Source organism: Oribacterium sp. NK2B42, assembly GCF_000424445.1.
Taxonomy (GTDB): Bacteria; Bacillota; Clostridia; order Lachnospirales; family Lachnospiraceae; genus Oribacterium.
The window spans coordinates 1-23054 of sequence record NZ_AUJX01000004.1 but is presented as its reverse complement, the minus strand read 5'-3'; the positions used below and the strand labels follow the sequence as shown (position 1 = coordinate 23054).

General features: G+C 40.4%; 20 protein-coding genes. 17 read left to right on the top strand and 3 right to left on the bottom strand.

Going from position 1 to position 23054, the window contains the following annotated elements; all coding sequences use genetic code 11:
- Window positions 1-374: 374 nt before the first annotated feature.
- The 12 genes from G625_RS0101340 (at window position 375) to G625_RS20855 (ending at window position 13538) form a co-directional block, all read left to right on the top strand.
- Window positions 375-1115, top strand: a complete 741-nt coding sequence (locus G625_RS0101340) for a LytR/AlgR family response regulator transcription factor (protein ID WP_029199670.1) — start codon at window positions 375-377, stop codon at window positions 1113-1115.
- Window positions 1109-2626, top strand: coding sequence for a sensor histidine kinase (locus tag G625_RS0101335; RefSeq protein WP_029199669.1), 1518 nt, complete (start codon window positions 1109-1111; stop codon window positions 2624-2626). The genes G625_RS0101340 and G625_RS0101335 overlap by 7 nt, the downstream gene beginning before the upstream one ends.
- A gap of 164 nt (window positions 2627-2790) precedes the next feature.
- Entirely contained in the window at window positions 2791-3294 is a 504-nt protein-coding gene (locus tag G625_RS17875; protein ID WP_049895558.1) for a hypothetical protein, read from the top strand.
- Window positions 3295-3594: 300 nt separating this feature from the next.
- On the top strand, window positions 3595-4140 hold the full coding sequence (locus tag G625_RS0101325) for an ATP-binding protein (protein ID WP_029199668.1): 546 nt from the start codon (window positions 3595-3597) through the stop codon (window positions 4138-4140).
- A 108-nt stretch (window positions 4141-4248) separates the two neighbouring features.
- Window positions 4249-5154, top strand: coding sequence for an Abi family protein (locus G625_RS0101320; RefSeq protein ID WP_029199667.1), 906 nt, complete (start codon window positions 4249-4251; stop codon window positions 5152-5154).
- Window positions 5155-5515: 361 nt separating this feature from the next.
- Window positions 5516-6220 carry a LytR/AlgR family response regulator transcription factor gene (locus G625_RS0101315; protein ID WP_029199666.1) on the top strand — a complete coding sequence of 235 codons (705 nt, stop codon included), beginning with the start codon at window positions 5516-5518 and terminating at the stop codon, window positions 6218-6220.
- 283 nt (window positions 6221-6503) lie between these two features.
- Window positions 6504-7880, top strand: coding sequence for a sensor histidine kinase (locus G625_RS0101310; protein WP_029199665.1), 1377 nt, complete (start codon window positions 6504-6506; stop codon window positions 7878-7880).
- A 326-nt stretch (window positions 7881-8206) separates the two neighbouring features.
- Window positions 8207-9010, top strand: coding sequence for a DUF6033 family protein (locus G625_RS22680; RefSeq protein WP_198014809.1), 804 nt, complete (start codon window positions 8207-8209; stop codon window positions 9008-9010).
- Between the two features lie 457 nt (window positions 9011-9467).
- The gene (locus tag G625_RS0101300; protein ID WP_029199664.1) at window positions 9468-9725 is read left to right on the top strand and encodes a hypothetical protein; all 258 of its coding nucleotides are present in this window, start codon (window positions 9468-9470) and stop codon (window positions 9723-9725) included.
- Window positions 9722-10888: a LytR/AlgR family response regulator transcription factor gene (locus tag G625_RS0101295; RefSeq protein WP_242826571.1), complete on the top strand. Its 1167-nt coding sequence runs from the start codon at window positions 9722-9724 to the stop codon at window positions 10886-10888. The genes G625_RS0101300 and G625_RS0101295 overlap by 4 nt, the downstream gene beginning before the upstream one ends.
- A complete protein-coding gene (locus G625_RS0101290) occupies window positions 10881-12515 on the top strand; it encodes a sensor histidine kinase (protein WP_049895556.1) in 1635 nt (544 codons plus the stop codon). Before G625_RS0101295 ends, G625_RS0101290 begins: the two co-directional genes overlap by 8 nt.
- Before the next feature lie 204 nt (window positions 12516-12719).
- The gene (locus tag G625_RS20855; protein ID WP_049895555.1) at window positions 12720-13538 is read left to right on the top strand and encodes a hypothetical protein; all 819 of its coding nucleotides are present in this window, start codon (window positions 12720-12722) and stop codon (window positions 13536-13538) included.
- A gap of 20 nt (window positions 13539-13558) precedes the next feature.
- Here the strand turns inward: G625_RS20855 and G625_RS22675 are convergent, their stop codons facing one another.
- The 3 genes from G625_RS22675 to G625_RS0101270 are packed head-to-tail and all read right to left on the bottom strand — an operon-like array spanning window position 13559 to window position 14422.
- Window positions 13559-13717: a hypothetical protein gene (locus G625_RS22675; protein WP_044931240.1), complete on the bottom strand. Its 159-nt coding sequence runs from the start codon at window positions 13715-13717 to the stop codon at window positions 13559-13561.
- 28 nt (window positions 13718-13745) lie between these two features.
- Window positions 13746-14150, bottom strand: a complete 405-nt coding sequence (locus G625_RS0101275; RefSeq protein WP_029199661.1) for a putative toxin-antitoxin system toxin component, PIN family — start codon at window positions 14148-14150, stop codon at window positions 13746-13748.
- On the bottom strand, window positions 14147-14422 hold the full coding sequence (locus tag G625_RS0101270) for an AbrB/MazE/SpoVT family DNA-binding domain-containing protein (protein WP_029199660.1): 276 nt from the start codon (window positions 14420-14422) through the stop codon (window positions 14147-14149). The genes G625_RS0101275 and G625_RS0101270 overlap by 4 nt, the downstream gene beginning before the upstream one ends.
- A gap of 174 nt (window positions 14423-14596) precedes the next feature.
- On the opposite strand from G625_RS0101270, the gene G625_RS0101265 reads away from it, so the two are divergent.
- The 5 genes from G625_RS0101265 to G625_RS0101235 form a co-directional block, all read left to right on the top strand.
- Window positions 14597-16207 (top strand): Wadjet anti-phage system protein JetA family protein, encoded by a 1611-nt coding sequence (locus tag G625_RS0101265; protein ID WP_198014807.1) that lies wholly within the window; start codon window positions 14597-14599, stop codon window positions 16205-16207.
- Between the two features lie 161 nt (window positions 16208-16368).
- The gene (locus G625_RS0101260; protein ID WP_029199658.1) at window positions 16369-17025 is read left to right on the top strand and encodes a DUF4194 domain-containing protein; all 657 of its coding nucleotides are present in this window, start codon (window positions 16369-16371) and stop codon (window positions 17023-17025) included.
- Window positions 17026-17027: 2 nt separating this feature from the next.
- A complete protein-coding gene (locus tag G625_RS0101255) occupies window positions 17028-20312 on the top strand; it encodes an ATP-binding protein (protein ID WP_029199657.1) in 3285 nt (1094 codons plus the stop codon).
- A gap of 89 nt (window positions 20313-20401) precedes the next feature.
- Window positions 20402-21877, top strand: a complete 1476-nt coding sequence (locus G625_RS0101245) for a Wadjet anti-phage system protein JetD domain-containing protein (protein WP_029199656.1) — start codon at window positions 20402-20404, stop codon at window positions 21875-21877.
- 775 nt (window positions 21878-22652) lie between these two features.
- A partial coding sequence (locus G625_RS0101235; protein WP_242826576.1) for an IS607 family transposase occupies window positions 22653-23054 on the top strand: 402 nt, incomplete at its 3' end.

The window sequence follows — 23054 nt, the reverse complement described above, 5'->3', positions numbered from 1 at the left end:
AAATCACTTTTTGTGTAAATAAAATAGAGGATTTAATAAATAAATATGAAAAAGTGGAAGTGAAAACAATGGGATTTCCTGAAAATTGGAAAGAGTTGTTGACTCAGACCCAAGCTTGAAAATATTTGGTATGTTAGGCATGACCAATTACAGCAATTGACGAAGTATTGAATGTTTAAAATGATATCGATTATAGAACCGCGGTAATCTGTTAATGCAGGTGGCTGCGGTTTTTAAATATGTAAGCTTATATAAAACCTACCAGAGGTCACCTTAATTTCTTTACTGTTATGCCGATATAAGAAAAGAGAAGGTGACCAATCATTTTATAATAAGTACTTCGTAACAGTTTAGGCTAATATCGGTACAAAACTATGGTTATAGGAATATGTGATGATGAAAAGAATACAAGAGATCTTATTGAACGATATATAAGGACTGACGATGAGTATAGCATCATAAATCATTTTCAGACCGGTGAAGAAGTTCTCGGATATTATAAGCAGGGCGGAAATCTGGATGTTTTATACTTAGATATAGATTTAAAATGCTCGCCTGATGGAATGAAAGTAGCGGAAGATCTAAAGAAAAAGCATATAGAAGAAGGCAGAGGAGCTTCTGAGACACCATTTATTATTTTTGTTACGGGATTACCTGAGCGTATGCCGGAAGCATTTGGCGTGAGAGCATTCCAATTCATTGTTAAACCGATAGAAGAAAAGCAATTTAAGTTTGTGTTTGAGCAGGTACAGAAAGCTGTTTCACAAACAGCAGAAAAACGGAAATTTAAATTTCTGACAGTGAATTCAAGCGGTACAACGAAGACAATTAACTTAACGGATATTGTCTATATAGAAAGCATAGGAAGAAAACTAAGCATTCATTTAGTAAAAACTGTTGTTGAGATATATGGAAAATTTGAGGATGTCATGGGTAAGCTTGATGAGACATTTATATTGGTTCATAGAAGCTTTATTGTTAATATGAGATACATTTCAGATTATACAAGGAAAGATATCAGAATGATCAGTGGTGACCTCATTCCATTGTCCAAATATAAGTGCAGACATTTTGTGGACGGTTATGCAGACTTTTTGGAGAGTGAAATATGCTGAGTGCGGATGTCAAAGTAAATCTATTGTATGCAGCGTCACAAATCACTGGAATTATATGCAGGGCGTTCTTTTTTGTTATGCTTTGGAATACCTTTGTGCCATTGTGTTCCGATGGTATCCATATAGGAAGTTTTCGTGCAGAATCGTTGATAAAACCCTCCTTTGCAGGGAATATCCCTGTAAAAACTTTGCAATATAAAAATGATTGTGGAAATAATGAAAATTCTTTAAAAGCGAGATTTAATAATTTTAATGCACCTATTAAGCTATTTATTTTGATTTCCTTTATGGAAATAGCTCGCTGGTTTACGAATGAGGACGGATGGCCTTTCGAAATCATTATTTTATCAGGCATAGCATTATCCTTTATGTTTGTATATAAAAGAGAATATATAAAAGAAACCATTTTTACGCTTGTTTTGTATCTCAACCTACGATATCTTTCATGGTTTTTTGTTAATTCATTTATGAATGAGTTAATAAAAAGAGTGATGACGAGTGCTGGACCGGGAAGAGGTTCAACTATTAGTCCTATATCAACAATAGGGGTTCTTTTCTTTGTGGCAGAAGCATTATATTGTCTCGTGCTTTTTGGGGAAATACTGCCTTTCATAAAAAGTATACAGCAATATGAAAAAATGAGCTTTACAGAGCTTTGTTATCTGTCCGTAATGAACATTGCCGGAATAATATTGACAAAGATAATGCTCGGCATTGCAGTAGTTAAAACTACTGAAGGAGACATTGTATTGCTGGATATGTATCCTTATCTGGTGTATCTTTTGCCGGCAATTGCACTGTTTTTGTACCTTGGGGAATTGTGTGCGGTAATTATTTGGAAACAATATAACCAGTACCGACAAAAGAGTGAAATGGTGTTTGCCGGAAACGTAGAAAGGGAGTCAATACAAAGGAGGTTGGAGGATACCGAACGATATTACGAGCAAGTCAGGAAGGCACGCCATGAAATGGCCAATCATTTGACCACAATCAGGGGACTTGCTGAACAGGGACTTATTTTAGATATGAAACAATATATCTCGGAAATAGATGATACCATTCAATCTGTGAAAATGAGATATTTTACAGGAAATCCTGTTACAGATGTTGTCATAAACGATAAATACCGGAAGGCAAAGGAAAAAGGGGTTTTGTTTTCATCAGTTTTTTCCTTTGATGAGTCCTGGGGAATAGCGGTCTACGATTTATCCATAGTGTTATCCAATATTTTGGATAATGCTTTAAAAGCTGCAGAAGAATCAGCAGATGATTCAAAATATGTTAGTATAAAAACTGTGGATAAGGAAAATGTTGTCCTTATAGTTTGTGAAAACGGCTTTGATAAATCGACACATACAGAAAGAAATGCGGATGATTTTTGGCATGGAATAGGACTTAAGAATGTGGCTGATATAGCTGAGCGGTATGATGGAACTATGAGAATAACGGAGGATGGAGATAAATTTAAGATAACTGTTATGCTTAAAAAAAGGTGTCCTTCTGATACATAGAATTGACCTTTCGTTACATAAGGGTTATTAGCGTAATCATTAATCCGATGTAAGTATTGAGACCTAAAGTATCAAATATTCTATGAGAGCTTGAAGTACAAATATTCGGTAAGTTGAAAATGAATGAGAATATCACAGAAACTTGAAAGAGAGGTGTGAATGCTATGAAGGTTAATGCAGTTGGTATGAACACGCTACCTGAACAGGAGAGATATATCAGGGCACAAAAGGCCGATGATGTGAAACCTGAAAATCAGAAAGATGACGAAAAGCCGGATAAACCAGTTACAGGTGCGGAATATCCTAAGAATTATGATGAGTATATTCCATCGGATTATGCAAAAAATGCAATGAAACCTGATAAGGAAAATGGGGATGATAAGAAGGCGGAATCGCCGGAAAATCATAAAGCTGGATCACCAAAGTCGGGAAAATCACCAGAGGCGCCGAAAGAAACAGAAACTAGCGAGACTACAACTTTAAGTACAGATAAGGTAGACAGAGAGATAGAAAAGCTGAAAGCTAAAAAAACCAGCCTGGAGCAGGAATTACGTACTGCTGATGAATCCCGGAGAGATAAAATTGAAAAAGAGCTAAAGCAGGTAGATGCAGAACTCTCAAGGAAGGATAATGAAGAATACAGAAAAAGACATGCAGTTAAGATATGATGAGGATTCCTTCAACATATTGAGAATAACAAGCAGGATTTAATGAAACAGATAACAATCCTGCCGTCACCGGGAGCCCTGGGTCGCTCTCGGTAAGAAACAGGGAATAAGCAAATACTTCTGAAAATGGCGTAATTTCAAGCTTTTCCCCATACACTCAGTTCTCAAAGAGATAATCGTTTCACAACGTATTACGTCTTTGGACAATCAAATACGACTTATTACACCTCAGGACAACTGCCCTCGGGTGTTTTTGTTATGTCCTCATGTTGTTAAGTAGTTGGCTAGTAAAGCGCAATAATGATTGTATTATCTCTATTTGATAATGCAATGGATTTCGTGAGAAAAAACTCAAAAAAAGGATGGAGAAAGGACAAAGATCAAAGGATAGAATTACCGGATTATCCTGAACGAGCTGTAGAAGAAGGGTTAGTTAATGCGCTTATTCATAGAAGCTACCTACAGACAGGGGCACATAGCCAGATTGATATTTATGATGATCGAATGGTTATTAGCAACCCTGGGGGAATGTATGATGGTTCGGAAGTGCAATTACTTGACTTGAGACATGTTCCTTCTAAGCTTAGAAATCCAATACTGGCGGATGTATTTGGACGCTTACGTTTAATGGAGAGAAGAGGAAGCGGGTTTAAGAAGATTCTTGATGCATATGAATCTGAAGAAAGGTATACAGATAGTTTAAAACCTGAGTTTTATACTGATGGTTACAATTTCTTTCTTACTTTATGGAATTTGAATTATGCTTATGATAAAGCGCAAAATAAAGCGCAAGTTAAAGCGCAAAGTGCTTTGATGTTATCGTCAAGAATAGAAAATAGAGCTTGAAAAAACAGTAAAATATAGTATTATAACCTTAACAGAGTTGCCAGGTGCGAATAACACTTGGGACCAAGCCGAGCGTTGAGCTTGGCTTTTTTACTTTATGGAGAATATATGGATTTAAAGAAACCATACACAATAGATGAACAGATAAAAAAGCTAAAAGATCATGGAGTAGTAATATCTGATGAGGCATTTGCAAGAAATGTACTTCAGAAAGTCAGCTATTATAGACTTTCGGGATATATGTTGCAATATAGACTGTCAACTGATAGTCATGAGATGATTAAAGGTATTCGTTTTGAAGATATTTACACGGTTTATTGCTTTGACGAAGAAATCAGATCATTGCTTAGGCAGTACATTGAAAAAGCTGAATTCTTCTACAAAGATTTGATAGGAAATAAATTTGCGGAGCTAAAATGTCAGACACCACCATATGATCAGCATTATGATGTGAAGAACTATTACGATAAAGTTGGAATTACAAAGACATTGCAGAATTTCACTAAAGAGAAGTCATATTATAAAGACAGCGCAATAGTTAAGCACCATTTCAATAAATATGCTGATAAGATGCCGGTATGGGTTATACTTGAGCTGATGACCTGTTCAAGTGTTTCTCTGTTCTATCATGCATTGTATTTATCGGATAAGAATGTTATAGCATCTGAGGTTGGCATAAGCACAGCAACGCTTGAGAATCACCTACATGCCCTATCTGTGCTCAGAAATAAATGTTCTCATGGTGTGCGTTTGTATAATTCTACGATGAATCCTCCGGTAAAGTTCAATAAAAGTTTTTTGAGGAATAACCCGGCAATAAGGAATGATTCTCTGTTTGCGTATATACTTATGCTGATTAAGAGGTTACCTTCTGATGATGAAAGAAAGCAATTTAGAGATAAGCTTAATCGTATAGTAAAGAAATATGAGAAGGATATAGATCTTAACCTTATAGGATTTCCCAAAAGCTATAGGGAACTTATGTATATAAAGAATTTGAAGAATATTACTTAAAGTTGCCACCAACCGCATACAGTAGCCCTGAGCTTTCTACCGTACGCAGCAGGATAAACAGCAACTTATACTGTAAATGCCTAAAACAAGGCATTTAGGGCAGTGAAATAGTTCTCAAAGAGATAATCTTCGAAGAATCGAAAAGAATTCACAACCCCCGGAAACTGATGTGTTTCCGGGGTTTTTTATTTGGGAAAATTAATGAACTTACCGTTCACTGCAGAAAATCAACCATTTACTACATTGGCAGATGACTATATCGGTTTATAGTAGATAATATATAAATAGTATGCTTTCGGGAGGGCGTAAGATATCCGGAGGATGTCTGATCTGTGCCGGCCGGAGTTGATCGGAGACAGACATGAGAATTGCTATTTGTGATGATGAAAAAAGAATATGTGACATACTTGCTGAGAAAGTTGCAAAAATCTGTCCGGAGGCAGAGATTATTATATTCACTTCCGGAGAAGAGCTATTGGCTGCCGATAAACTCCCGGATATTCTATTACTTGATATCTGGATGCCTGAGATGAGCGGAATGGATGTGGCAAAGACATTGAGAGACAGAGATTGGAGAAAGATACTGATCTTTGTAACCGGTGAAGAAAGTCAGGTGTTTAGTTCATTTGATCTGCATCCATTTCATTTTCTTGTGAAACCTTTTGCAGATGAAAAGCTTAATGAAGTACTTGATGATGCCATGAAAGAACTGGAACGATGCGGGGATTTGTCGGGGAATCATGACAAGTATATTGAAATTCAGTCAGGGACCTCGCATATCCGCATAAATCTGTCAAGGCTCGTATATGCAGAGGTGTATGACCGGAAAACAATACTTCATATGAAGGATGAAAACATAGAATACTATGGACAGTTATCGGCACTTGAAAGCCTTGTAGGAAGTGGCTTCTATCGTATACACAGATCATATCTTGTAAACATGAAGTATGTGGAGCGATATGACAGGACAACACTGATAACGTGCAGAGGAGATAATGTTCCTATTGCAAGAAGGGAGTATGAAGGATTTATCAGAGCCTATATGGAGTATTGCAGATGTTGTTAAACTACCTATGCGGAAGTTAAAAAATAAAATAGAATCGGGAACTACTATATTGCGTCATGATAAATTAAAATCGGGACTAAATAAATGAGATAGTGTGAAAAATACTTTTCATCACTATTTGTGCCGCCGACCAAAGGCGGCGGAATGGGTATTAATATGAATTACGTGTCGGAAATATCGACAAATAGTAACATTTCAGCCAGTGGACCAAGGGGACGGAGTTAGTGGTCCACCGGCTGAAATGTTCCACAAAATGTGTATATACATTAAGGAGAAGCAATTCATGGCGTTAGACATGATGAGAGCAATTGGTGATACTGCGGTAGTTACCACTAATCTATTTATAAGTGCATTGCTTGTGATGCGTTTTTATATTCCATACATGAGGAAGAAATCAGGGGCTGTGATCATAGGTATAGCCTACTTCATAATCATGTTAATCATATATTTAATCCCATACCCCATGTCAGGTCTTACGGCATATCCTTTGGGGATGATAACTGTTTTAACAATATCTATTCTTGTTGAAAAGAAAAATATCACACAGAAATGCTTTCTGGTTTTGACCATATATATGTTTCTGTGGATATCCAGTGAAATGTCATTGTTGCCATGGAAAGGCATTAGCAGGATAACGTTTATGAATCCACAAGTAAGCGATGGCATGCAGCAGTTTGTGCTCTATTATGTCGCGGTAACGCTATTGTATGTTATTCAGAATGTACTCAGGTATCTTGAAATCATAATATCTGAAAAAGTCTATTACAGAAAAAATGAACATATGTCATGGCGTGAGTTCATTCTGTTTGTGACACCCTACGTTGCAATAATTGCAGGATATTGGATCTTCTCATTTTTATCTGATGCATATTTTAATACTGTTAAAGAACATGTATCCGACAGATACCCTATATATGACGGACTGCGTGGGCTATTCGGATTTATTGCGTTCCTGGCAACTATCTCAGTTATTTACTCATATCAAAAGATAAAGCAGTCACGGGACGATCAACTGCAGAACGCACTTGTATCAAAACAGGTGGAAGAACTGTCAGTTCATGTGCATTCGATTGAAAAGCTGTACGCTGAAATCCGCGGAATAAAGCATGATATCAACGATCATATCATGGTTTTGTGGAATCTTTTGGAAAAAGGGGATAATGCCTCGGCCGTTACCTATCTTAAAGAATGGCATGATGGTTTTCCGGCTATGGATATTAATGCCGGAACGGGCAATCCTGTCACGGACATTGTTATCTCTGAAAAGAGACGCGAAGCCGAGGAATCAGGTATCGGTTTCATTGAAGAGTTCCGTTATCCCACAACTGGCAAGGTTGAAGCGATAGATATAGCTGTAATACTCAACAATGCTTTGGCAAATGCTGTCAGAGCATCAAAAGAATGCTCCGGTTCTACGATAGAAGTAAAATCCATGAAGAACAACAATGCTTACCTGATACAGGTAAAGAATACCTTTTCGGGAGAATTGTCCTTGAATCCGGATACAGGGCTGCCTGAAACCTCAAAGGATGATATAGAAAGCCATGGATACGGACTTAAGAATATAAAACGGATCACAGAAAAATACTACGGAACCATTCAACTGGAGCAGAAAGAAGACAGTGTGATTTTTACTGCCATGTTGATGATACCGGAATGATAAATAACGTTTCCTTGGTTAAAGCGAACTTCTGTAAACAACAGAAAATCGAATGATCGTGCGGAATATAGGCTATCATGAAATGATGAAAATTATTTCGTGGTAGCCTTTACCATTTACATCAGAAAATCTACCGTTCACTTCATTGGGGTTAATATATGGCCCTGATGTTCGAAGAAAAGAGTAGAGAGGTATAACTATCAATTCATAATCATATGAAAAGGATGTCAGGATTAAAGATTGATAGCTTTTGGTTTTCCAAAGACCTAGTTTGAAACAATCATGATTTCAAATGGACGTTGTTCACTGCAAAGGAGGGCAGGAATATGGCAATGGATATAAATGGTGTATATGGTAACTACGCAGGAGCATATACCAATCAAAAGAATACAAATCGAACAAGTAATTCGAAAGTTGTAAATAAATCCGGGAAGTCAACCGGTCAGATATCATCCGTTGAGAATGAAAATGGTTCTAACAACATAAGGAAAACAGCGGCGGATGAATTGAAATATCTCAGTAAAAAATATGATGGCTACTCTTTTGCCGCGGCGAATTTTCAGCCTGGAATGAGATATGGTTCCAACAAAACAACCAATGTGGCAATCTCTCCCGAATTTTTAAAGAAGATGGCGAATGATCCGGAGCTTGAAAAGCAATATGAAAAAGAAATTGCTAATATGCAGGCACTGGATGAACAAGCACGACAAAGAATAGAGGGAAGTGGTGCTACGCTTGTTGCCCGGGGATGGGCCATAGATAAGGACGGAGGCATTAGCTGCTGGTCAATAAGTAAGCATGATGACAGACGTTCAAAGATAACATCACCGAATGAATTTGGAACTAAACTCCGGCAGCAAAAGGCAGAAAAGAAAAAAACTGAAGAAAAGGTTGCGGAAAAGAAAAAAGAAAAAGCAGAGCAAAAAGAGGCTTTGGAAGAAAAGTTAAAAGCGGCACGGGAAGAAAAGGCGGCTCTGAAAGAGAAGATAGATAGTGCCAATAAGAAGATTCTGGGAGATAAGTACAAAGGATCTGAAATGTATGATATCACGAAGGATATTCTTTCCGGAGAAACAGCAAAAGGCTTGAAGAATGATATGGTTGGTTTTAATTTTGACAAGAAGTTATAAATGCTAAAAAAGGAAGGGAGCCGGACTAATCCGACTCCTTTCAAGTATGCATCCGCAAATGCATACCCCAATTACTATTTGCAAGCATAAAGTAAATGATAAAAAAATCAATGCTTAGATGAAGTTTTTCAAAGTAGTCATTCAGGATGCAAGATCAGGTCTTATAACCATAGATGCAACATTCTGATTAACAGATCGCCTATATTCATGGCTGATAGTGAACACGCAATCCTAAGGATGGGGTTAAAAAGGGGTTAAATGCTTCGGTATAGTCATATCCCTTTTATCGATATCGTGAACATTTGTTTAGCAAAGTTTAATAATTGATAACGCTGGGTTTCTTGAGCAGGAAAGGCCTCTGGTGCTACAATATAGAGTAACAGACGAGGTGTTCTGTGTTCCGGGGTAAATCCCCTTTTTATCATAGTGCTTATTATTTGTTATGGGGGTATTCGATATGACTTTACAAGCACAGTCAATATACGATGATACCGTTGATTTGCTAAAATCATTAGACGAGAGCCAACTAAGGGCAATTCACTCAGTTATTGTGGAATTGACAGTCGCACGGGAGAAATGGCATAGCCCATTAGGGATAAAAACAGAAGAAGAGCTATGGAATCATATCGATCATTCACTGACACAGGCAAAAGCAGGTCAGGGACGAGATGCAGATGATGTAATAGAGGACCTGATGAAGGAGTACGGTCAGTGAAACAGTACAAAATAATTGTAACTCCTGATGCAGAAGAAGATTTAAGGAAATATGTTGCACATCTTCGTGATGTAAAGAGGAATCCCCAGGCAGTTAAGAGTGTACTGGCAGATTTTAGGGATACTAAGAAAAGCTTGAAGAATGTAGCGGGAAGCATTAAAGAACCCGATAGCGAGAAGCTAAAAGAACCGCAGTTATCTGTACAAGCAGATAGCTGCGGCTTTTCTGTTCAAACGAATATTTCACAGCAAAAATCCCGTAATTCACTACATAATAATGAAAAGCAGGACACATTATGGCTATATAATAATAGTTCATTCTATTATGAAAGGAATTCGGAAATGAATATAGCTGTATGTGATGACGACATAAATATCAGAAACCAATTAGCTGATCTGATAAGGAAACAATATGCAGATGCGAAAATCAGTTTCTTTAAGGGAAGCGAGGAACTGCTTTCCTGTGGAGATTTTTTCAATATTTATTTTCTTGATATTGAAATGGGAGATGTATCCGGGATAGAGCTTGCGAAGCGTATCCGTGAGAGACAGGAAGATCATGAAAGGAGTATTCGAGAGAGTCAGGGGGGTTCGGGAAAAAGTATCCGCGAAGGACATGCAGATTCAGGGAACTGTATCCACACAAGACAGTCAAACTATGGGAACCAAAGCATAATTATATTCGTTACAGCCTACAGAGAGTATATGGAAGAAGCCTTCGATGTAAATGCCTTTCATTATCTTGTGAAGCCGATTAAGGAAAACAAGTTTTCGGAGGTGTTTCAACGGGCGCTTAAAGAGTCTCGGTATTCTGACGAACAAAGAAATAAATATGTGATCATTAAAGAAGGGGAAAATAGGAAAAAAATCCTGTTTTCCGAAATTCAGTATATCGAAAGCAATGACAGAAAGGTGGTTTTCCATACAGACAGTGGACTCGCAGAAACCTATGCTAGAATGTACGATCTTGAAAAGGAATTGGGTGATACTTTCTTTAGGTGCCACAGGTGCTATCTTGTAAACTTTGAAAAGGTGTCGGCCTATTCCATGAACAACATTCAGGTGCTTAACGGCGAAAGCATTATTCTTGCCGAAAAGAAGTATACGGATTTCGTCAAAGCGTATCTTCGCTACGCCAAAAACGGAGGTATCGTGAATGTTTGATATTCTGACTGTCACCCTAACCCTTCCGATATACGTGGCAGATGCGATTTTCAGCAGTCTATACGGAGCTGCATTTTTGAAACCGAGATACAATGCTTACTGTCGTTTCCGAGAGCTCCGGGCTGCTCCAGGTATGAAACAGGTAATAAGCAAAAACATAAAGCTTCCGTCATCGGAAGATGACGAACTAAAGGGCTCGGGACTTCTTAGACCGAAACACTCCGGGAGGCTAATGCTTATTCTCTGGATAATCATATATCTTTCGTCAGAAGCTGTACTGTATAAATTGGCAGAAACCCAAACAGTCATGCTCCGAACTATGCTGGATCTTGCTTTACTGGGCATACTTGAGCTCATCTTCTTTGAGCAAGATTTCAAAAGGCAGATGTTTGCCGCCATAAGCTTTACCGCCGGAAAAGAGTTGATCAGAAATATCGGAAGTGTCGGTTATTACCTGATCTCCCACGCCACTTGGAGCATGTTTGAGAGCATGGTTCTCCAATCCGAAAACTTAACTATGGAGAAAGCGGATATGTTTCTGAACATCTATCTTTTCGTTCAAAGCCTGGTCTCCGTAGCCATATATGTGGGGCTAATGTTTACATATCTGAAAGTCCTGAGCGGGAAATATATCCACAAAGGCTATGAGCCAAGCCTTAGGGAGAGTGTATTTTTGATACTCCCCTGCATTACCGGACTTGGGGTGTCCATGACTTTGCGGGTAATAATACTGAAAATTAATGAAAGATTATCTCTGCTGATTTACGACAAGGTTCCGGAGGTTCTCATATGGATCATAGTCATTTGTTTTCTGCTTCTTGGCTCTATCATTGCCGCCATGATGCTGTTTCAGTACCTAATAGAACGTAATGAGGAGAGACGGAAGCAGGCCATCCTTGAAAAACAGGTGGAGCAGCTTCACAGGGAAATCGAGGATGTTGAAAATATATATTCTGATCTGCGGGGACTGAAGCATGATATGAGGAATCACCTGAACAATATCATGCAGTATGTTAAGAACACTGGAAATGATATGTCGGAGATTGACGGGTATATCGGCGAGCTTGAGGATTCAGTAAATAAACTGGATTTTTCATCAAAGAGTGGAAATCCCATCACGGACATCATTCTATATCAAAGGATGCAGGAAGCGAAGAGGAGCGGAATAACCTTCGAAGTAGATTTTGTAGCACCAGACCTCGGGAACATAAAGACGGATTATGTGACGCCTGGTTCCGGGCAAATAGAGGCAGGTTTTGTTGCTCCAAACTCCGGACGTATAGACATTTACGACATAGCAGTCATTCTGGATAATGCCTTGGACAATGCCTTTGAAGCTTGCCGGAAGGTGGAGGGCGCAAGAGAAATTTCTCTTAAGTCCTATATGAAAGGAACCCTGTACTTTATTGAGATTGAAAATGTATTTGACGGGCAGGTGACCTTTGATAAGGATACCGGACTTCCCGTGACGAGTAAAGCAGATAAACATTTGCATGGGATTGGTATGTCAAATATCCAAAAATGCGCAAGAAAATATATGGGGGATATAGACATTGAGATAAAAAGCGAAAGAGAAAGCCATAGGTTTATTTTGACGGTTATGATGAATACCAGGTGCGCAAGGTAGTGACCGTTGACTGAGATGCTCGAAGTTGGAACGACGGTCATTCCCTCAATAATATAGGATGCAGGATTGGCGGAAGTATTTTCCTAAGTCGTGGCCGGAAACAATAAATCAGGTAATTGACTGCAAGAAAAGTGGTGTTCACTGCAATTGTATTATATTTGGTTTTTGACCTCCGAAGTAAAGATTAGATGAAGGAGGTTTGAAATGGTCGTAGAGATTAACGATACGTATGGAAAATATGTCGGCAATAATGTAAATCCAAAGATAATAAAACGAGGAAAGAATTCCGGAATCAGACGAGATACAGAAATAGGAGACAGATCCGGAGAGTCAGTAGTTGAAGTATTGCTAAACCAGAAAGATACCTTGGAGATTTCTGAACAGGGAAGGACAGCTTTAAAAGCAAACCTGGAAGCAGATGATGCGAAATCCGATTCGATATTTTATATGGACAAAGATCCGTCATTCGACACGGTCGGTGATCTGACATCGGATACAGTTAAAGATCTGATATTTGATACAGTTGATGATCTTTCAAAATACCTTTATGAGAACTTTAACATTGTAAAACAGGGCATGGCGGAAATCCCATCAAAATATCTGAGAGATTGTCTCACGGATCCGGACAAACGTCAGTCTCTGTTTAAAAATTTAAAGGCAGCAGATGAATCTCTTGAAGAAAAACAGGGGGAAGTAGGATTCCAAAGCATGAAGATAAAAATCGATGATGATGGAGAAGTCACAACGGAATCCACCGGTAAATCCGTGTCTGTCAACGAACAAAAGCGAAGGAGACAGATTGCAGCAGCTGCTACCAGAGGTGACATGCAGGCAATCATCGCCTTACTTGAACAGGATCTTCAGGAGGTGGAAGCAGGACTTGAAGAAAATGCCTGCGACGAAAGAGAAGTAGAAAAAGTTAAGGCACTTCTATCGGAGGCAAAGCAGAAGATGTCATCCCTTCCTGACCGTGAACCCACACCGGAAGAACAAGCTATTATGATGATGAATACGTTGATGTGAAAACATAAAAGGGAGTCGGATTAATCTGACTCCCTTTTGAATTGGGAAAGCTCCTCTTTTGAAAGAATAGGATTATCTTCATCGAATACATATTCAGTTTTTTCCGCCTCTTTCAGCATATTTAACTGTTCATTTGTTAGTTTTGCGGATACATTTATTGTTTTTCTGATATCAGCCATGTCGTTAATTTATGGAGAAGATTTTCTCTCAATTGCCATCTAAAAAGGTAGAGACACTGATTATTCTTGGATCAGTAACTGATGATTCAAGAAAGTCTTTGTCTCCGGTAAGAAACAGATCCGCTCCTTCGTTAAGAGCAGCGCGTAAAATAGGGCGATCCTTTTCGTCTCTTATAAGACTTTCATCTTCCAGTATGTTTTCAGGCGTTTGTACCACTTTGATAGTTTGTAATGCAGAAAAAAGGAATGCTTCTAATTCCACCATTTTGTTCGGGAATTTCTCACGAAACTTTCTACGAAGTTCATCTACCACGTAGTCGCAAGTGACAGGCTGATAAGGTTCAACCATGGCTTTGTAAAGTGCCTTTGCTGCACGTCCCTCAGGAAATAGTGCAGCAGAAATAAAGATGTTGGTGTCTATCATCACTTTCATTGCTGATTTTCCTCACGCCTTGACTTGGTAATCCATTCAGCAATTTCTTCTTCTGACTGGAAGTCTGTTAATGCAGCTTCACCTTTCATTTGTTCCTGAAGCCGCATCAGGGCATATACTGCTGAATTCACAACGCGCACACTATTACCTTCTACAATAAATGTCACTCTGTCTCCGGTATTGATTCCTAATGCCTCTCTGACATTCTTTGGGATGGTTACCTGACCTTTGGACATTACTCTCGCATCATTAACAAAATTTGCATCTGTCATATAATTAATCCTCCTAAAAGTAGGGAAGTAGGGAAATCCTACATATATTGTATATTTTTAATTTCTGTTTTTCAATACACGAGAATACACATATCTATGTGCAAAAAAATGCAACCCGAATCTGCTTTACTATTCATAACCCGTTAGAAAATTGTTATGATAGGAGCAGTAAAAATGAGGTTTCGCAAAATGACTACAGTTAACAATCTATTCAATCAATTGCCTAACGGCTTCTTTAATCTGTTGGCCAGCAACAGTAATAATCAAATCTACGCTGACTGCCTGGAACTTATCTTCCGTGAATATGAACGGGAAGTTTCCTACCGTATACCCAGAGACCGTATCCGTGATGCCATAGCGATCTATATTGCGGAGAACCATATAAAAGCACTGGACGACAGCGAAGATGCTGAACCTAAAGAGAATAATGCTTCAAGGCGTGAGAAAACCACCAGACAGAACAGAAGTGAAATGTTTAAAGCTCAAAGTAAAACCTTAAACACAACATCCGAAATGCTTAGGGCTCAAAGTGAGACTTTAAACTCAACACCCAAAGGCCGTGGTAAAACCAGGCAGCAGGAGCCAAATGACCAGTCCCCCAACGACATCGCAAGCCGAATCATTTACAAGTTCCTGGACTCAAATATAGGCTGGCTTGAAGAAGAAATAGATGATGTAACCTACGAACGCCAGATAATCATGACCGAACAGGGCGTCTTACTTGCAGAATTCCTGATGAACCTGAAACGTCCGGAAAAGGCTGAGTTTGCAAGCTATATCTTTGATATCTATAATACCCTTAATAATAAGGAACAGTGGCAGGACAATCCCTATGCCTTTGCGTTGAAATCGGTTTACAGAAATGCCAAAGCCCTGGCGAAATCTTTAAAACGACTTTCTACCTATATGAAGAAATACATCGAGCAGATGGTGCATGAGGAAACATTGGAAAGCCTGACGAATAATCTTCTGGAATATTCCACCGGAAATTTCATTCATGAATATGCCCGCCTTACAAAGCAGTCAAACATTCACCTTTACAGGCAGAGCATCAATAAGAAGCTCAGGCAGCTAAGAACCAATAAAGAGCTGTTCGAGCTGCTTGTAATAGGATGCTTTGATGAGGAGGAGCTGTCCAATGAAGGTGAAGCGGAAGAATTTGTCATTGACCTGATAGACAACACAAACCGTTTTCTGAATCAGGATTATGACGAGATCCTGAGAGACATCAAAAATAAGATAACCCTTTACCTTGACATAGCGATAGGAAGAGCACGATTTATACAGAATAAAGAAGCAGATGCCAGGGGAAAAGTCGAGCAGGTTTTGAAATATATTGCAACTGAGATGGAGTCTCTCGGCATGAAGGAAGAAATCCCCGAAGAGATGACCTTGTTGTTCGCCATGGATTCCCAGGAATTCATGGATCTCCAGTCCCTGAGATACCCTCGAAAGGCCCAGCCCATACGAAAAGCCACAGTTGACCTGTATGAGGAAATGACGGAAGAAGACAGGGAAAGAGCCAGAATGCTGCAGGAGCGGGAAGCCTACAATCCATACGCCAGGGAACTTATGAAGCAGTATATCGAGCAGCAGCTTCAGGGACGCACAACCATGACAAGTGATGAGCTGCCTCTCAGCAGCAGGAGAGACGTTCTGGCAGCAGTTTCGGCAGCGGCCTATGGCGATCAGAACGGCTATGACATTATCATGGATCAGGAACCGGAGTATGAAGACAAGGGCGAATTTGTTCTCAGGAAGTTCACAATAAAGAAAAAGGGCTAATGTTTAGTCCGGTCAGATAGGCATCCACATGTCAGTGATGAGCGGTGAAGAACATGTGCCTATAGATGAGTAATAAAGAAGTGAACTAGTCAGACCGGCATCCGTTTATCGGATATGAAGGGCTGAAAACACGTATTAAGGAAGTAGAAGGGAAAACTGCAATGGAAATGCATGAATATTGGGAGGAGTTTACCGGCGGTGAGAAGGATCAGTTTCAGAGAGCTGCCAGGAGGCTTTTAAGGACAACCTTTATCGTCCGGGATAAGGACGAGGACAGCAAAAAGCTCTATTATTTTGTATCCAATCAAAGAGAGGCTCTGAGCCTGTACCTTGGCTATATCGGTTTTGATCTCATTGTCGACAGAGAAAACGGCGTGATAATGCTTAGGAACCTGGATGAAGGCGGCGAGTTTGGGCGCGTCGGCTCCAACAGGCTGATGCTCAGAAAGGTAGACAGCCTGCTGCTTTGTGCCATCTGGACCATATATGACGACAAGATTCATTCGGGAACCATGTCACGAAAGATATTTATATCGGTAATGGATCTGAATTTCACTCTGGAGAAATTCGGAGTGAAGGATGTCATCGATAAGACTACCATGAGCGATAGTCTCAAGCTTTTTAAGAAATATAACCTTCTGGATGTTGTGGGAAAAGTCGGAGACCCGGATTGCCGTATAGCTTTGTTCCCGTCGCTTCTTTACTGCATGAACGATGACGAGTTTGAGATGTTCCTGAAAAATGCAACGAACAGAATGCTTCAGAGGAAATCAGGATTCAACAGCGAGGACGATGAAGATATGGATGAGGAGATTTAGGGATGGAAGAACAAATGTTACTAAACAGAAAAACCGCCTCCAGGCTTTTACTCATAAACTGGTCAAGATTTCAGAGGGAGATCATAAGACTTGAGGGCTCAACTCTCATTACCGGTATCAATGGTTCAGGTAAATCCACAATCCTTGATGCCATGACATTTCTCCTGACCGGCAATACCAAGTTCAATACTGCAGCAAAGGATCGTGACAGAAGCGTTCTTGCATATGTGCGCGGTGACACAAGAAGTAAGGGAGACACCCGTTATCTTCGCGGAAAGGATGCGGTCATAAGCTATATAGTCATGGAGTTCTGGTCCCCTGTGGACGAACAGTATCAGCTTTGCGGTGTGGTGATGGAATCCCCCAATCCTTCGGAATGCAAGCTCCAGAACTGGTTTGTCATAAGAGATGCCCGGATTGAGGATGTGAATTTCTGCGAGGTTAAGGACGGACATCTTTATGTGACTCCCAAAAACGAACTCCGCGTCCACGGAAAGCTAATAAAGGCTTCCGAGTTTAAAAGAAAAGAAGAAGGAACAAGCCAATTGCTTCGAACCCTGGGACTCCGCTCTGATGTACATACCTACAGGCAGAAGATTCTGAAAATGATGGCATTCAACCCGGAGAACAATATTGACAAGTTCATCCAGGACTGCGTTTTTGACGCCGGAAACATTCAGTCACTTGCCAATCTCAAGGAGCAGAGGCAGAAATTCGAAGAGATAAAAGCCCTTTATGAGCGTTTGAGCCAGGGTAAAAAGAAGCTGGAAGAGCTTGAAAAGGTTGTGCAGGAATATGAAGAGAAGCTTCGCAGGTATAATGTCCGCAGGATGATGTTCAGATATCAGGATACCGTGGATATAAGGGAGCAGCAGGAGGAGAGTATCCGGAGAGCTGATTTTTTAAGGAAGCAGCTGAAGGATCTGGAAGCCAAGTATGAAATCGCCCTCCGTGATTACAATGCAGCCAACGAGCGTCTCACCATCTGCAGGAGTAACCAGGACTTCCAGAACATGCAGTCACAGCTTAGCGGACTGGAGCATCAGATTGAGAATATGAGCCGGGATCTCAGTGATCTCGAGAAGGATATAGCAACCCTCGCAAAGCTTGAGGAGCAGATCGTGGCACTTCTTAACTGGGCATTGCCGGAGCTTAATGAGGAAGACAGAAGGGTGGGAACAGCATTTTCCGACCCCAAGATTGCAGCGGACCGGAAGCTTTCTGTTTTTTTCTCGCTGAAAACACAGCTTAATGCAGAAAAAGAAAAGATTTCAGAGAACCTTGTTCATGTCGGAGACGCGGTCAAAGCATTACAGGACGAGAAGATAGAACTTGCGAAAACCATTCGTCAGCTCGAAAACAATGTGATGACTTATCCAAAGGAAGCGGAGGCTGCCAAAGCAGAAATTAAGAAAGCATTTGCAGAAGACGGAATCGATACAGATGTCCGTTTCCTTGCCGAGCTTGTTTCAGAAGTGAAGGAGCCAAAATGGCGCAGAGCAATAGAAACCTTCCTGGGCAGAAAACGCTTTTTCATCATAGTGGATGGGAAATACTGTCACCGTGCCATGGAGGTACTGCACAATTCCAAAAACTACTCCGCCACAGTTGTGATTACCGACAAGCTCCCGGATACGGAGGCGCAGGAGGGGTCCGCTGCCGGTATTCTCACTGTGCCTAATGTTTACGCCAGAAGGTATGTGAACTACCTTTTGAACGGAATACATCTCTGTAAAGATCTCGAAGAGCTTCATAACTATCCTAAAGGTGGTCTCATGGAGGACGGCGGTCTTGCGAAGAGCTATGCATTTTCCAACATGGACATCCGAAAAACAAAGATATATTTCGGCCAGGACGCTGTAAAACTGCAGCTGAAGGAAGCGAAGAAACAGGAGGAACAGCTCCGGGAAGAGCTTGGGCATAAGGAAGAGGAGCTTAAAGTCCTGAGGGAGCATAAGGACGAACTGGAAAAGCTTGATCTCAACGAAGACCACTATAAGATGAATGCACCTTTGCTCCATGCTGAACAGTCAGAGAAAAAGCGTGAGCTTGAAAAGTCCCTCAGCGACCTTAAGAACAACCCTGACTTCCTGGCGATCCTTCAGGAGCAGGAGGCTGCGCAGAAAGCGGTTGAGACTGCAGACGGCATCAGACAAAAGGCGCTTCAGGACATTAGCATCAATAAAAATGAAACTGCACACGAGGAAAAGAACCAGTTCGAGCTTTCAGGTAAGCTGAAGGTTGCGGAAAACCTGTACCTGGAGCTGGAGCGTGAGCATTTTGAGCTGAAGAAAGAAATGCTGTCCGAGTATGAAAAGCTCAGGGAGAGAAACCGCGAAAAGTCCGGCGATAGAAACGGACATTCCATCGTGGTGACAGAAAAGCGCCTTAACGAGCTTAGAAACGAAGTTGAGAATACTCTGGTTAAAAACATGGAGGACATCCAGATAGCCTATTGCCGTATCGCCGGTGGAGACATGAACAGAAGAGGTCCCGCATTTATCGTGTATTATCGCGGCCTTTACCAGGATCTTGCCAATGTTCAGATCGAAAGAGCTTCGGAAAGCTTTCAGGAACAGAAAGGCAAGCTGGAAAGCGCCTTCATGAATGACTTCGTGGCGGAGATCAGGGAAAAGATTACCGCCGCAAAAGAGGAAATGGAAAACATTAACCGGGAACTCAGGAAGATTCCATTCGGAAATGATACCTATAAATTTATCATGAAGGAAAAGCCCGACAGACAGGTATTTTTCCGGATTTCCGAAAAGCTCAATGCCTACATGGATAACCCGGAGGTTTACATGAATTCCCTTCGAAACGATGAGGAAATGGAACGGGATATCAAGGAATTTATGGACCTGATCCTTGACAGTGAAGATGAGTCCGAGTACACGGATTACAGAAATTATTTCACCTATGATATGGAGATAACCAGCCGCCAGGGCAAGGAGGAAATGCAGGCGGAGCTGTCACAGAAGCAGGGCTCTGCCAGCAACGGAGAAAAGCAGACACCGTACTTTATCATTCTGGCAGCTTCACTTCTCCAGTGTTATCCAAAGGACAAATGCTGCATGCGGCTTGGCTTTATCGACGAGGCATTCTCGGCATTATCAAAGGAAAGAATCGAGAAGATGGTACAGTATTTTGAGGAAAATAACTTTCAGATAATCTATGCGGCACCGCCGGAGAAGATCGCAAGCATTGGCTCATATATTCATTCCACAGTGAGCCTGGTGGAGTCGGGACGGTATACTCATGTGGTTGAAGGGCTTGTGAAGGTGTCGTGAGAAATGGCACTTAAATCTTATTCCGCGGTGAGTCTGGTGGAGTCGGGAAGATATACACATGTGGCTGAGGGACTTGTGAAGGTATCGTGATGCAGAAAAAAGAATTAACGAAGTATCAGAGGAAGGTGCTGAGCCTTCTTCTGAACAAATATGAAAGAAGTAAAACCTATTCCGGGGAAAATAAAGTCAATCAGTCATTTGTTATCCGCCCGGATGCTGTCTTCCGCGAGTACTACAGCGATTTTGCAGACCCGGGGGAACTACGGAATTTTCACCAGGAAATGGAAGAGCTGGAACATTTTCCGGGGGCAGGTGAGGTGCAGCTTGTTTCCCTCACATGGAAGACTGGAGAGATACAGTCCATCAAGGCCAATGTCGAGTCGATGCCTCTTTACTACAGTGTCCTCGGGAGTGAAAGCAAAGATCAGCTCAGGGAGGCAGAAAAGGAATTCTACAGAGGCTGGCTCGGCGCACACCCGATAATTGATATCTTTGTGACTGAGCAGCTGGAACGCCTGGAATCCGGGAAAAAGGCATCTCTGGACGGGCACAGCTCCATTGACCGGGAGACAGCGGACAAAGTACTTAAGCTGGTAGAAGCTGTAATGACAAATGAAAAGGATATCCTGGAGCGGGAGCTTTCCATCATGGTGCTGTCTGACAGCAAGACATTTGAAAAGCAATACCGCACCCGGGTGTGCAGGTTTTTGATCCGATATGACAAAAGATGGGAGAATGAAACCTGGGATGAGATAGAGGACGAACGGGAGAAACAGCAAATAATCCTTGAAGAATATCAGGTCTTTGCAAATCCCTCCTATGTTTATCTGAAGGGCGATGGAGATCTGTGGTTTGAAGGTTCCGGAGAAAAGATGCATCTAAACTGTGAGCATGCTCAGGGGCTTTCGGAAACTCTGCGATTTGAAGGATACGGCGAGAAACTACATTTGAGTTGTGAGCACCCCCTGGCCCTTTCATCGGAGACACTACGAAAGCTTAAAAGGATTAAAATCTATGGTGAAAGGATTATAACAGTTGAAAATCTCACATCCTTCAACAGATTGCCTGCGAGAAATGATAGTTTCTATATTTATCTAAGTGGATACCATAACACGGTAAAACAGAAGCTTTTACAGAAGATATACAAAGATCAGGAAGATGAGAGGTATAAGAATTCTCATAAGATAAACAATGATCAGGAAGCCGAGAAGCAACTGCATAAAAAAAATGCGGAACGAGAAACGGAGAAGCAACCTCAGAAAATATATCAGGATCACGAATGCGAAAAGCAGTGGCTCCATTTCGGAGATATCGATCCCGACGGCTTTTACATTCTCGAAAGCCTGCGAAGAGGAACCGGCATAGACATTAGCCCACTTTGGATGGGAATTGATGAACTAAAAACCTATGCTGATTACGGAAAGCCCCTTGAAGAAAACGACAGGACAAAGGCGAAAAATCTCTTGTCTTATGGCAAATACACAGATGTTATAAGCTATATGTTGGAAAACAACCTGAAATTGGAGCAGGAAATCATCAGCTGGATGAGACGGGAACTGCATTGATGAATTTTCGTCTGTGATACAATCATTAACCCTCCAAATAATGAAATCGCATATTATGAGCCTGATTCAGTAAGATTTACACATTTTATGAGCCACATTTGCGCCATTACCCACATTTCATTAAAAGGAAGCAAAAAAGTTATATAGGCACTTTTTGCTTCCTTGCTCAGGTTAACTTCATAGTACTTATTTCCAAGCTCTTTCAAAACATTTCTGACAACATATGTTTTCCCCACCTTCAAAAAAACAACACAAAACAACGAATAAATGACAAAAATACGGCGAAACACATAACAATTTTGACAAAAATACATTTCGCAATCAACTTCTGATTAAAGCGGTGCAAAAATCAAGGACATTTTTTAGCCAATTTTTGCCCTTTGATGGAACCGGAATTGACAGCGATGGAATAAAAATAGACACCAATGGAATATATTCAGACAGTCCGGACTTAAAGTAGACACTTCCAGATTATGAAATTTAACTGAATTTTAATTAAAGTTCATTGACCGGGAACGGTCCAAGTGTTAGGGTTGTGCGATGTAAAAACAAAGACTGTTTTAATAAAGAAGACTATTTTAAAAAATATGTAATTAGATATTGGTACGATAGCTCGGTTTTTAGGAGCTGATTAAATCTGCTTTTGTATGTCAGAAATAAACGGCTAAAATTACTTTTACATAGGAGAAATCTCTAAGTAATTTGAAACACTGACATTAGTGATTAAATGTGTTTAAATATACTCATGGAGGGCATTATTATGAACACTTCTAATATTACTAATTACAAGCCAAAAGATTTTGCTGAATTATTAGGAGTTTCCGTCAAAACGTTACAACGTTGGGACAGGGAAGGTACTCTAAAAGCAAATCGTACTCCAACTGATAGGCGTTATTACACTTATGACCAATATCTTCAGTTTAAGGGTATAAATACAGAGGACGATAATCGCCAAACTGTTATTTATGCCAGAGTGTCTACAAGAAATCAAAGGGATGATTTACAGAATCAAGTATCATTTTTACGACAGTTCTGTAATGCTAAAGGAATTATCGTAGACCAATGTATTGAAGATTATGGAAGTGGGCTAAATTACAACCGTAAAAAATGGAATCAGTTATTAGAAGAAGTAATGGAACAAAAAATCAAAACTATCATAGTTACACATAAGGATAGA

Coding starts and splice junctions, on each gene's coding strand:
- G625_RS0101340 (WP_029199670.1), top strand. CDS start 375: ATGGTTATAGGAATATGTGATGATGAAAAGAATACAAGAGATCTTATT.
- G625_RS0101275 (WP_029199661.1), bottom strand. CDS start 14,150: ATGAAAGTGATGATAGACACCAACATCTTTATTTCTGCTGCACTATTT.
- G625_RS0101270 (WP_029199660.1), bottom strand. CDS start 14,422: ATGACAGATGCAAATTTTGTTAATGATGCGAGAGTAATGTCCAAAGGT.
- G625_RS22675 (WP_044931240.1), bottom strand. CDS start 13,717: ATGGCTGATATCAGAAAAACAATAAATGTATCCGCAAAACTAACAAAT.
- G625_RS0101260 (WP_029199658.1), top strand. CDS start 16,369: ATGGAAATGCATGAATATTGGGAGGAGTTTACCGGCGGTGAGAAGGAT.
- G625_RS22680 (WP_198014809.1), top strand. CDS start 8,207: ATGGCAATGGATATAAATGGTGTATATGGTAACTACGCAGGAGCATAT.
- G625_RS0101255 (WP_029199657.1), top strand. CDS start 17,028: ATGGAAGAACAAATGTTACTAAACAGAAAAACCGCCTCCAGGCTTTTA.
- G625_RS17875 (WP_049895558.1), top strand. CDS start 2,791: ATGAAGGTTAATGCAGTTGGTATGAACACGCTACCTGAACAGGAGAGA.
- G625_RS0101290 (WP_049895556.1), top strand. CDS start 10,881: ATGTTTGATATTCTGACTGTCACCCTAACCCTTCCGATATACGTGGCA.
- G625_RS0101310 (WP_029199665.1), top strand. CDS start 6,504: ATGGCGTTAGACATGATGAGAGCAATTGGTGATACTGCGGTAGTTACC.
- G625_RS0101335 (WP_029199669.1), top strand. CDS start 1,109: ATGCTGAGTGCGGATGTCAAAGTAAATCTATTGTATGCAGCGTCACAA.
- G625_RS0101300 (WP_029199664.1), top strand. CDS start 9,468: ATGACTTTACAAGCACAGTCAATATACGATGATACCGTTGATTTGCTA.
- G625_RS0101315 (WP_029199666.1), top strand. CDS start 5,516: ATGAGAATTGCTATTTGTGATGATGAAAAAAGAATATGTGACATACTT.
- G625_RS0101245 (WP_029199656.1), top strand. CDS start 20,402: ATGCAGAAAAAAGAATTAACGAAGTATCAGAGGAAGGTGCTGAGCCTT.
- G625_RS0101325 (WP_029199668.1), top strand. CDS start 3,595: ATGATTGTATTATCTCTATTTGATAATGCAATGGATTTCGTGAGAAAA.
- G625_RS20855 (WP_049895555.1), top strand. CDS start 12,720: ATGGTCGTAGAGATTAACGATACGTATGGAAAATATGTCGGCAATAAT.
- G625_RS0101320 (WP_029199667.1), top strand. CDS start 4,249: ATGGATTTAAAGAAACCATACACAATAGATGAACAGATAAAAAAGCTA.
- G625_RS0101265 (WP_198014807.1), top strand. CDS start 14,597: ATGAGGTTTCGCAAAATGACTACAGTTAACAATCTATTCAATCAATTG.